This is a genomic window from Paradesertivirga mongoliensis, from assembly GCF_024436395.1.
In the GTDB taxonomy this organism is placed as follows: Bacteria; Bacteroidota; Bacteroidia; order Sphingobacteriales; family Sphingobacteriaceae; genus Paradesertivirga; species Paradesertivirga mongoliensis.
This window is the reverse complement of record NZ_JAFMZO010000003.1, coordinates 277,046-288,593: the sequence shown is the minus strand read 5'-3', so window position 1 is coordinate 288,593 and position 11,548 is coordinate 277,046. Positions and strand designations below refer to the sequence as shown.

Genomic DNA, 11,548 nt, shown 5'->3' with positions numbered 1-11,548 from the left:
GATTACCTTGGAAAGCAGAAGTCCTTCAACCCGTTTCGACCAGCAACTCAAAACATTCTTACGCATCCTGGAATCTTACAAGGAGGATAAGCCGCTAACAAAGTTTCTTCCTGATTTTTTTAGAAGAAATAAACAAATGGGTTCTACCGATCGCCGGATGGCGAGCCAGCTCCTGTACAATTATTTCCGTTTAGGAAAAGCTTGTTCTGAATTGCCGGCAGAAGAACGTTTGATGATTGCAGAATTTTTAACATCGAACTCATCAAATGCTTTTCTCGAACATTTTAAACCTGAATTTGCGGATAAGATCCATCTGTCAATAGGCGAAAAAATCACTTTTCTAGAGGAAATCGGAATAGGGTTTTTACTTGACGATGTTTTTCCTTTTCACCATCATCTGTCAAAAGAAGTTGATAAGACAGAATTTATAAAGTCATTTTTTATTCAGCCCGATCTTTTTATCCGCGTGTATCCTGGGAAAACTGCCTGGGTAAGTTCGAAGCTGGAAGACGCCGGCATCTCCTATCAGGAAGAAGAGGAACGATCCTTGCGTCTGCCTAACGGAACCAAGCTTGATCAGCTCTTTCCCGATAATAAGTATTTCGAAATTCAGGACCTGTCTTCGCAAGACGCATGTGGTTTCTTCAGGCCTCAGAAATATGATTATTGGTGGGACTGCTGTGCCGCTTCAGGGGGTAAATCGATTAATCTGTTTCACCAGCAACCCGATATCAAGCTTTTGGTTTCTGATATCCGCGAAAGTGTTTTAGAAAACCTTGACGAGCGTTTTTCGAATGCAGGGTTGAATAAATATCATAAGAAGGTATTAGATCTGACGAAAGATCCCCAGCCGTTTATCCATAGTTACGAGTTTGACGGGATAATTTATGACGCTCCCTGCACTGGTTCTGGTACCTGGGACCGCTCTCCCGAAATGATCAGCCAGTTTCAGGAATACCGAATCAAAGCCTTCCAAAATCTTCAGCAGTCGATTGTAAAAAACATTGTTAGATATTTAAAGCCAGGCAAGCCGTTGATTTACATCACCTGCTCGGTTTTTAAAGCAGAGAATGAAGATATGGTGGATTTTCTGGTGAAAGAGCTGAAATTGAAGCTTGAAGTTCAGACAATTTTAAAGGGCTATGATAGAAAGTCGGATTCGATGTTTGTGGCAAGGCTGCTGAAACCAGCTATTTAACTTACAACTCCTGCCGTTTTTGCGATCGGGGATCGCTAATTTCGCTACCACTATGGTAAATACCACTAATAGCTCTATTGCGCCAATATTTTGTCGAGTCGTAAAATGGTTGTTCAAAGTCGATCTCGGTAACCAGGATGCCCGGCTGGTGTTTCTCTAGTCGTCCTGTAATTACTCCGTCGGGCCTAACCATAAAACTTGCGAAGCAACTGTCTGCGGCCGATGTGTTGCTACAACTTATCCATACATGGTTATTTGCAGCGTATGATATCATGCTGGCTGGCATGGTGATCTCTGGGATCGTTCTGCCGGGATTGAGGTTAAAATAGACATCACCCACTTGCGATTCCATAAATGTTCTCCTAGCTTCATCTATGTTTCCTGCATGATAAGAGTGGAAGACGAGCTGAACTCCATGCTTCTTAAGCTCGCGGTATAATTCTGGATAGCGAAAATCATGACATATTAAGGTTCCGCATTTTACACCATTGATCACAAATAGCGTAAAATGATTTCCGGAGGAGTAATGAGCAAGATCATCCTGGCTTTCTGAGTCATTACCTGCACAAAATAGTTTATCGTAGCGATCTTCGATATTGCCGTCGGCCGTAATAATATACAAGCTATTATGCGGTTTATTAGAGCCTGTTAACTGGTGAGACGAACCCAGCACTACCCAGATGCTCAACTGCCTGGCGGCATTTATCACCCCAAGCATACTTTCTTTTAACAGCACCCAATTGTACCCGTCGAACGAGGAGAAATCGATACCTGCATAGCCAGAAAGGCTCCCTTCCGGAAAATGAATAATATTGCAGCCACGCTCTTTAGCCAGACTCATCTGACCTAGAATATTCTCTTTATTCTCGTGGATATCCGCGCTAACCGGAAATTGGCTTGTAGCGATACTTAACTTCATTATGTGAGTGATACTTAGGTGATCGCTTTCGAGGTTTAAAGTCCCGTATTATTTCTGAAAAGTTTCACCGCTATTGCCAGCAAAATTATACCAAAGGCTTTTCTTAAAACATTCAACCCTCCGGGGCCAATCATTTTCTCGATTCTGATTACATTTTTGAGCACGATGTATACAAAGCCCATATTTATAATTACTCCTATCAGGATATTTTGAGTATCGTATTCCGATCTCAGCGACAGCAAGGTAGTCATTGTTCCGGCACCGGCGATAAGTGGGAAAGCGAGGGGAACTATAGATACGGTTCGGGGCATCTCTTCTTTGAAAAAATTAATTCCCAAAATCATTTCCATTGCGATAACGAATATAACGATAGAACCGGCGATCGCGAAAGAGGCGACATCCAGTCCGATTAATTTTAAAAGCTCATCTCCCAGGTAAAGAAAAAGGATCATGAGCACCAGAGCTACCAGGGTTGCCTTTTCAGACTGAATATGACCTGCCTTCTTCCGCAACGCAATAACCACCGGAATAGAACCAATGATATCGATGATTGCGAACAATATCATGGTTACAGAAAGGATCTGTTTTTGATCAAGATAGAAGAAGTTGTTCATTGACCGACATTGAAAATAAAAAGGTTCCGAAATCTTCGGAACCTGAATTGTTAATGTTCTGCGAGAGGCCCGCGAAGGTCTTTCCGTACCTTACTATGGTGCCTGCTATAAGTAAAATAGATAATTATACCGATTAGCAGCCAAATTAATAATCGCTCCCAGGTATGCCAAGGTAATCCGGCCATAAGATATAAACACACCAGTATACCGAAAATAGGTACCCATGGAAAAAATGGCGTTTTAAACGGACGAGGCAGTTGAGGATCGGTATATCGCAGCACGAGTATACCGGCGCAAACTATCACAAATGCCAGCAATGTACCGATTGATACGAGTTCTCCTAATAAATTGATAGGGCCAAATCCAGCGATTACCATTGCTATAAGACCAGTTATTATAGTAGTTATGTAAGGTGTCTTAAATCGCGGGTGGATGGTACTGAAAACTTTTGGCAAAAGTCCGTCGTTAGACATGGAGTAGAAGATTCTGGGTTGTCCCATTAACATTACCAGGATAACCGAACTTAATCCGGCAATAGCACCGATTTTAATCGGGAAACGTAGCCAAAATAGATCTTCACCGCCAGCATTTACAGCTACCGCGATAGGATCAGGTACGTTTAATTGCTCAAACGGAACCATTCCAGTCATCACAATTCCGACCAGAATATAAATGATTGTGCAAATAGCCAGCGACCCTAAAATGCCTCTCGGCATGTCTTTTTGCGGATTTTTTGCTTCTTGTGCTGCAGTAGATACCGCATCGAAGCCTATGTAGGCGAAAAATATAATACCTGCGCCCCTTACAATTCCGTCAAATCCATATTTACCCGGGCCTTCTGATTCAGGGATAAAGGGTGTTAGGTTGTCCATATTGACATAGGAAAAGCCGAAACCGATAAATAAAAGGATAACGGCTACCTTCACTACAACGATGATATTATTGAATTTCGCAGACTCACTAATCCCGATAACTAATAGAGTGGTAATGATTCCGATGATAAATATGGCTGGAAAATTTATCATCGCGCCGGTCGGAGTAAAGATTCCTGTTGCAGAATCGTAATTATAAGGCGCCTGGGCTATGCTTGCCGGAATGGTTATTCCAAAGTCTTTCAGAAAGCTCACCATGTACCCCGACCAGCTTACCGCAACGGTGGATGAGGCAAACAAATATTCGATAATTAAATCCCAACCGATAATCCAGGCTATAAATTCACCCATAGTTGCATATGCATAGGTATACGCGCTACCAGATATAGGAATCATGGACGCAAACTCCGAATAGCAAAGGCCTGCAAACGCACAAGCTACTGCAGCGAGTATGAAAGACAAAACTACTGCTGGTCCGGTATGTAAAGCTGCAGCCGTGCCGGTTAGCGTAAAAATTCCTGCACCAATTATTGCGCCGATACCGAGAGATACCAAATTGTTAGCCGTGAGAGTCCGTTTTAACCCGCCCTCGAACTTTGATTCCTTTAATAATTGATCCAGAGATTTTTTATAGAACATATATCAGGTTTAATATTGCCACAATTGGTTTTTGTTTAGAGTATTCTAAAAATATACAGATAATTCTAATGTTTCTCCGAATCGACAAAATTTATTGATGCTTTTTGTGCAGCAGCCTTGATCTCTTTTCTAACTTCCTGTTTAATTGCCGTTGCATCGTCACCGGCATAGATATGGGGCGCAATAATCAGGGATACGATCGACATTAATTTTATCAGGATGTTCATTGAAGGCCCTGACGTATCTTTGAACGGATCTCCAACGGTATCTCCGGTTACAGAAGCTTTATGCGGCTCGGACTTCTTATAATACATTTCACCGTTAATTTCCACACCTTTTTCAAATGATTTCTTAGCATTATCCCAGGCGCCACCGGCATTCGACTGGAACATTCCCATCAAAACGCCGGAAACAGTAACACCAGCAAGTAATCCTCCTAAAACTTCAGGTCCGAATGAAAAGCCGACAATAATAGGCACGATTAAGGCAATAGCGCCGGGTAACATCATCTCACGCAAAGACGCCTTTGTTGAGATAGCCACGCATTTTTCATATTCAGGTTTAGCTTTATATTCCATAATTCCGGGAATTTCACGGAACTGCCTGCGTACTTCCTGTACCATATCCATTGCTGCCCGGCCAACTGCAGAGATGCAAAGCGATGAGAAAATATATGGAATCATGCCTCCAACAAATAGTCCGGCAAGCACGTCGGCCTTATAAATGTCGATCCGGTCGATTCCGGCAATACCAACAAATGCAGCGAACAAAGCCAGTGAAGTTAAAGCTGCTGACGCAATAGCAAATCCTTTTCCGGTAGCAGCGGTAGTATTTCCTACGGCATCCAAATTGTCTGTACGCTGGCGCACTTCTTCAGGTAATTGACTCATTTCTGCAATACCACCAGCATTATCGGCGATAGGGCCAAAGGCGTCTATAGCGAGTTGCATTGCTGTAGTAGCCATCATACCGGCGGCGGCGATTGCAACACCGTATAAGCCTGCAAAATGGTATGAACCATAAATGCCCGCTGCAAGAACTAAAATAGGGAGAACAGTTGACTCCATCCCCACAGCGAGACCTGCTATAATGTTAGTAGCATGGCCGGTTGACGATTGCTGTATAATGGAGTTTACCGGACGTTTGCCCATTGCGGTGTAGTATTCGGTAATGATGCTCATCAAGGCACCCACAATCAAACCCACCATAATAGCTAAAAACACGTCCGTATTAGTAAATTCGTAGCCTCTGATAGACATGGTGTCTGGCAACAACCATTTAACAGCCACAAAGGAGGCAAGCGCGGTTAATATTATAGAGGACCAGTTACCCATATTAAGGGCATTTTGTACGCTGTCTGTCTCTTCTTTGATTTTCACAAACGAAGTGGCTACAATAGAGAATATTAAGCCCAGCCCGGCGATAAGCATGGGCAGAAGGATAGGGGCAATTCCGCCAAAATTGTCGACAGATACAATTTCACGTCCTAAAACCATGGTTGCTAAAATTGTGGCCACGTACGAACCAAAAAGATCGGCTCCCATACCGGCAACATCACCCACATTGTCACCTACGTTATCGGCAATGGTAGCCGGGTTTCGCACGTCATCTTCAGGGATTCCGGCTTCAACTTTTCCTACTAAATCCGCACCAACATCGGCGGCTTTTGTATAGATACCGCCTCCCACACGTGCAAAGAGTGCGATAGATTCTGCGCCTAATGAAAATCCTGCCAGAACCTCCAGCGCCTTAGCCATTTCGTGGCCGTTTACGTCGCCGTTGGTTTGCACCACATACATTTGATAGAATACAATAAAAAGACTACCCAGGCCAAGTACTGCGAGTCCGGCAACGCCGATCCCCATCACGCTTCCGCCTGTAAACGACACCTTCAATGCTTGTGCCAGGCTGGTTCGGGCTGCATGTGTGGTTCTTACATTTGCCTTTGTGGCGATGTTCATACCGATATATCCGGCGAAAGCAGAAGTGAATGCTCCAATAAGAAATGAAATAGCAATTACCGGACTGGAGGTAGCCACCATACTCCCCGAAAAAGCAAGAATTATTGCCGCGATTACTGCAAAGTACCCTAATACTTTCCATTCGGCTCTGAGGAAGGCCATTGCACCATCAGCAATGTATCCGGCTAGTGTTCGCATGTTTTCATCACCCGCATCCTGTTTAATCACCCATGCGGATTTATAAAGCATCACCAGAATGCCGATTATACCCAGTAATGGAATAGTATAAATTAAATTGTCTTGTAAAATTTGCATAAATACGCGTTCGAATTAGTTTAATTGTTTAGTGAAAAAGTCAAAATTAAAACTGTAAATCAGTTTTGCAAATTAAATAGTGTAAAACATACACCTAATTCAATTTTATTAAATGACGCTTTTTTAGCTTTTAATTTTAAATATCTTAGAAGCTGCTTAAGTTAATCAAATAATCATGGATGAACCACAGGAGAATCTAACAATGAAACGTGAACTCGGTTTGCTGGATGCAACATTATTAGTTGCCGGAAGTATGATCGGGTCAGGAATTTTTATCGTAAGCTCAGACATGCTTAAGGATGTTGGATCGTCAGGCTGGTTGATTTTAGTGTGGTTGATCACGGGCTTAATGACCCTAATAGCTGCTATTAGCTACGGCGAGCTAAGCGGAATGTTTCCAAAAGCAGGCGGGCAATATGTCTATTTGAAAGAGGCTTATAATCCGTTAATAGGTTTTCTGTATGGCTGGAGCTTTTTTACAGTTATTCAAACTGGGACTATCGCCGCCGTTGCAGTTGCATTCGGAAAGTTTCTTGGTTATTTGAACGAAGATCTTGGCGATGGCAACACGGTCTTTCAGTTCACCGATACGTTCAAGATCTCCGCCGCTCAGCTGGTCGGTATTGCGCTGATTATCCTGCTGACTTATATTAATACCAGGGGAATAAAGACCGGAAAAATTATACAAACTACTTTTACAGCGACAAAATTAATTGCGCTTTTTGGCCTGATCATCTTTGGATTTCTGGCAGCAAATTCGGATATCTGGAATGCTAACTGGCAAGACGCATGGACGATGAAGCGGCACATTACCCGGATCGATGCGGGCAGTTCGGCGGATAACTGGGTGAATCTAGTCGGGGTTTCGATACTCGGGGCTTTTGCCGCAGCCATGGTTGGGAGTATCTTTAGCAGTGATGCCTGGAACAACGTTACCTTTATTGCCGGCGAGGTTAGAAATCCGCAAAGAAATATTGGTTTAAGCTTATTTCTCGGAACCTTAATTGTTACTCTTATTTACATTGCGGCCAATGTGATGTATATCTCGGTACTTCCAATCGAGCAGTTGGCTTTTGCAAAAGATAACCGTATTGCTTTATCAGTTGCCACCGAGGTGTTCGGAACAGTTGGAACCACTTTAATTGCGGTCATGATTATGGTTTCAACTTTCGGATGTGATAATGGTTTGATTCTGTCGGGCGCAAGAGTGTATTACACTATGGCGAAGGACGGATTGTTTTTCCGGAAGACATCCGTCTTAAATAAAAATTCGGTGCCCGAATTTGCGCTCTGGATACAGTGCGTTATGGCTTGTATTTTATGCATAAGCGGTAAGTATGGTGATTTGTTGGATATGATATCATTTGTAGTGGTATTGTTTTATGTGCTCACCATCATCGGCATATTCATATTGAGAAAGACCAGACCCGAAGCAGAAAGACCATACAAGGCCTTTGGATACCCGGTTCTGCCCGCTCTGTACATTCTAATGGGACTTACCTTTTGTACGCTGCTAATCGTTTTTAAACCAGAATACACCTGGCCCGGGCTTATTATCGTATTAATCGGACTGCCGGTTTACTATATCTGGAGACAATTGTTGCCTGCCGAAAAATAGATTTGTTTGGTAGGTGTCTTATTTTAGGGTAGATATCCTTTTTTCTGTTTCCCCTGCGTTTAAATGCACTAAAAGACTGACCAATTTCAATGAAGGATAAAGTATCTTGATTTATTGTGATAATTAGGTTTTGGAATTTTAATTTTGCGAAAAGAATTTAATGAAAAAAAACGTTAAGGTTGGTTTAGTGCAAATGAGCTGCACTGCCAGCAAGGATGAGAACCTTGCCAAGGCAATCGAAAAAACACGTGAGGCAGCTGCTAAAGGTGCTCAGATTGTTTGCTTGCAGGAACTTTTTACCTCCTTGTATTTTTGCGATGAAGAAAATTATGATAATTTTTTGCTTGCCGAGGCTATTCCTGGCCCCTCAAGTAATGCTTTAGCAGAACTTGCAAAGGAGTTAAACGTTGTAATCATCGCATCGTTATTCGAAAAGAGAGCCGAAGGGCTATATCATAATACCACCGCAGTATTGGATGCTGATGGTACGTATCTGGGGAAGTATCGCAAGATGCATATTCCGGATGATCCTGGATATTATGAGAAGTTTTACTTCACTCCCGGAGATTTGGGCTATAAAGTATTCAAAACTAAATATGCTACTATCGGCGTGTTGATCTGTTGGGATCAGTGGTATCCGGAAGCTGCGCGAATTACCTCATTAATGGGTGCAGAAATCTTGTTTTATCCCACAGCTATTGGTTGGTCCTCATCTCAGCAAGTTGATGTAAATACGGAGCAGTACAACGCGTGGCAAACAATTCAGCGCAGTCATGCTGTAGCAAATGGTGTGTACGTGGTCAGTGTAAATAGAACCGGAGATGAAGGGCCGATGAAGTTTTGGGGTGGTTCTTTTGTATCCAATCCTTTCGGAAAGGTATTGTATCAAGGATCACATACAGAGGAAGAAATTCATGTGGAGGAACTGGATTTAAATAAATCAGACAGCTATCGTACCCACTGGCCGTTTTTACGCGATCGTAGAATCGATTCGTACGAACCTATTACCAAAAGATATTTAGACGAAGGCTAATTTAATCCCCAATTAATTGGATACATCAAAAACACCCAAGGAATTAGGCTACTATTTTCCTGCCGAATTTGAAAAGCATGAAGCTACATGGCTCAGCTGGCCGCATAAGGAAGAAAGCTGGCCGGGTACAATAAATAAGGTTTTTCCTGCATACAGCCAGTTTGTAAAGATTCTGGCACTAAGTGAAAAAGTACGGATCAATGTCGCTAATCAGCAAATGAAAGATTCGGCTTTACGTCATTTACAAGATGCAGGCGCAAATCTCTCACAAATCGAATTTTTTTTCAATCCGACTAACGATGCCTGGTGCAGGGATCATGGTCCGGCTTTTCTGATAAACCCTGCTTCTGACATAAAAAAAGTAATTGTAGACTGGGGTTACAATGCCTGGGGGAATAAATATCCGCCTTTTGATTTGGATGATGTGGTTCCCTCACTTATTGGAAAGCATTTGAATATCCCGGTTTTTCACCCAGGGATCGTGATGGAAGGAGGATCGGTGGAGTTTAACGGGGCTGGTACGGTTCTTACATCAACGTGCTGCCTGTTAAATCAAAATAGAAACCCGCATTTAAACCAGGGCCAGATAGAGAAGTACTTATCAGATTACTACGGCATTGATCAGATATTATGGGTTGATGAAGGGATTGTTGGCGATGATACAGACGGACACATTGACGATACTATTCGCTTTGTGAATGAGGATACTGTTTTAAGCGTTGTGGAAACTGACGTTAATGATGAGAATTACGAGCTCCTGCAGAAGAATTTAAAGTCTTTGAGCACAATGCGTATTCTTAATGGCAAGCAGCTTAATATAGTCGAATTACCGATGCCCGATGCCGTTGTGTACGATGGAATGCGCTTACCAGCATCTTATGCAAACTTTTATATCAGTAATAAACATGTAATTGTGCCAACTTATCGTTCAAATAGCGATGAAAAAGCGTTGGATATCATTGCTCAATGTTATCCCGGTAGGGAAGTAGTTGGGATAGATTCTACGGAAATTATCTGGGGACTGGGCAGCTTTCACTGCTTAAGTCAGCAGGAACCTGCGGTTTGATGTGTTAAATAACTTCTGCCACCACAAAGGTGCTTCCGCCCACAAAGATCAGATCATCTTTGTGGGCATTTTTTTTTGCAGCTTCCAGTGCCTCGTAAACGGAAGGGTATGGGTGCCCCTCTAAATTTAACGCCGCCGCCTCTTCCGCTATTTCTGTCTCGGGCTTGGCCCGGTCAATTTTAGGTGCACAAAAGTAGTATCTGGCCTTTTTAGGGAGAAGTGAAAGAACTTTGCTGATGTCTTTATCTTTTACCATACCGATCACCATATGGAGGTTTTGATATGGAACTGAATTGATATTTTTTATCACTTCTCTCATCCCATGTTCATTGTGCCCTGTATCGCAAATAATTAAGGGGTCAGTGCTCATCGTATGCCACCTTCCCAATAAGCCTGTTAGTCGGGTAACCTGCTTTAGCGCCACGAGAATGTGGTCTGGTGATATTACGAATCCCAGGGTTTTCAGTTCTTCAACAGCGCTTAAAACGGTTTTAACATTTTTTCGCTGATAGCTCCCCTTAAGGTCGAGTTCCAGGCGAATGCTTGAAAGACTGTCGGATCTTTTTACACAGATAGCTAGTGGCTCGCCTTTTTTGTGATTTAAGACTTCGGTCTCTACCGTAACGGCCCAATCAGCATCCGCAAATACAAGATGTGATGACATTTCCTGAGCCTTTCGCAAAAATACATCCGCTATTTCGTCTTGCTTTTCGCCAATTACCACCGGAATATTTTCTTTGATGATTCCCGCTTTTTCAAAGGCTATCTCCGGAAGTGTACTGCCAAGTATATTAGTATGATCGTACCCGATATTTGTAATTACAGAGAGGAGTGGGGTTATAATGTTTGTTGAATCGAGCCGGCCACCTAAACCTGTTTCAATTACGGCGATGTCTACCTTCTCCCCTTCAAAATAACTAAAGGCCATTGCAACCGTTACCTCAAAGAATGATGGCTCAATCTCTTCGATGATTGCTTTTTGAGATCTTACAAATTCTACCACATTTGCTTCGGGAATCATTTTCCCATCGATACGAATCCGCTCCCTAAAGTCGCGCAGGTGAGGCGACGTGTAGAGCCCTGTTTTATAGCCTGCCGTTTGCAGGATAGCAGCGAGCATATGCGATACCGAACCTTTACCATTGGTACCGGCAATGTGAATGGTCTTAATCTTGTCCTGGGGATTATCAAGGCGTTTGCACAACTCAATGGTATTGGTCAGATCCTTTTTTATAGCAGCTACACCCAATTTCGAAAACATGGGCAAACGGGAGTAAAGATAGTCGAGGGTTTGCTGGTAATTCATCAGCGGC

General features: G+C 42.8%; 9 protein-coding genes. 4 read left to right on the top strand and 5 right to left on the bottom strand.

The genetic code is table 11. The annotated features are described in order from the left end of the window. Window positions 1–7: 7 nt before the first annotated feature. On the top strand, window positions 8–1,198 hold the full coding sequence (locus tag J3P43_RS12500; protein ID WP_255902883.1) for an RsmB/NOP family class I SAM-dependent RNA methyltransferase: 1,191 nt from the start codon (window positions 8–10) through the stop codon (window positions 1,196–1,198). A 1-nt stretch (window position 1,199) separates the two neighbouring features. On the opposite strand, the gene J3P43_RS12495 is transcribed toward J3P43_RS12500, so the two are convergent. The 4 genes from J3P43_RS12495 to J3P43_RS12480 form a co-directional block, all read right to left on the bottom strand. Further along, complete coding sequence (locus tag J3P43_RS12495) at window positions 1,200–2,117, bottom strand: carbon-nitrogen hydrolase family protein (RefSeq protein ID WP_255902881.1); 918 nt, start codon at window positions 2,115–2,117, stop codon at window positions 1,200–1,202. A gap of 35 nt (window positions 2,118–2,152) precedes the next feature. After that, window positions 2,153–2,731: a MarC family protein gene (locus J3P43_RS12490; protein WP_255902879.1), complete on the bottom strand. Its 579-nt coding sequence runs from the start codon at window positions 2,729–2,731 to the stop codon at window positions 2,153–2,155. A 50-nt stretch (window positions 2,732–2,781) separates the two neighbouring features. After that, a complete protein-coding gene (locus J3P43_RS12485) occupies window positions 2,782–4,242 on the bottom strand; it encodes an amino acid permease (protein WP_255902877.1) in 1,461 nt (486 codons plus the stop codon). A 65-nt stretch (window positions 4,243–4,307) separates the two neighbouring features. Continuing rightward, window positions 4,308–6,518, bottom strand: coding sequence for a sodium-translocating pyrophosphatase (locus tag J3P43_RS12480; RefSeq protein ID WP_255902875.1), 2,211 nt, complete (start codon window positions 6,516–6,518; stop codon window positions 4,308–4,310). Between the two features lie 175 nt (window positions 6,519–6,693). Between J3P43_RS12480 and J3P43_RS12475 the strand changes: the two genes are divergently transcribed. From J3P43_RS12475 to J3P43_RS12465, 3 genes are all read left to right on the top strand, one after another. Next, on the top strand, window positions 6,694–8,136 hold the full coding sequence (locus J3P43_RS12475) for an APC family permease (RefSeq protein WP_255902873.1): 1,443 nt from the start codon (window positions 6,694–6,696) through the stop codon (window positions 8,134–8,136). Between the two features lie 160 nt (window positions 8,137–8,296). Next, a complete protein-coding gene (locus J3P43_RS12470; protein WP_255902871.1) occupies window positions 8,297–9,169 on the top strand; it encodes a carbon-nitrogen hydrolase in 873 nt (290 codons plus the stop codon). Window positions 9,170–9,185: 16 nt separating this feature from the next. Next, window positions 9,186–10,235: an agmatine deiminase family protein gene (locus J3P43_RS12465; protein WP_255902869.1), complete on the top strand. Its 1,050-nt coding sequence runs from the start codon at window positions 9,186–9,188 to the stop codon at window positions 10,233–10,235. A gap of 4 nt (window positions 10,236–10,239) precedes the next feature. On the opposite strand, the gene J3P43_RS12460 is transcribed toward J3P43_RS12465, so the two are convergent. Next, window positions 10,240–11,541, bottom strand: coding sequence for a bifunctional folylpolyglutamate synthase/dihydrofolate synthase (locus J3P43_RS12460; RefSeq protein WP_255902867.1), 1,302 nt, complete (start codon window positions 11,539–11,541; stop codon window positions 10,240–10,242). Between the last annotated feature and the right edge of the window lie 7 nt (window positions 11,542–11,548).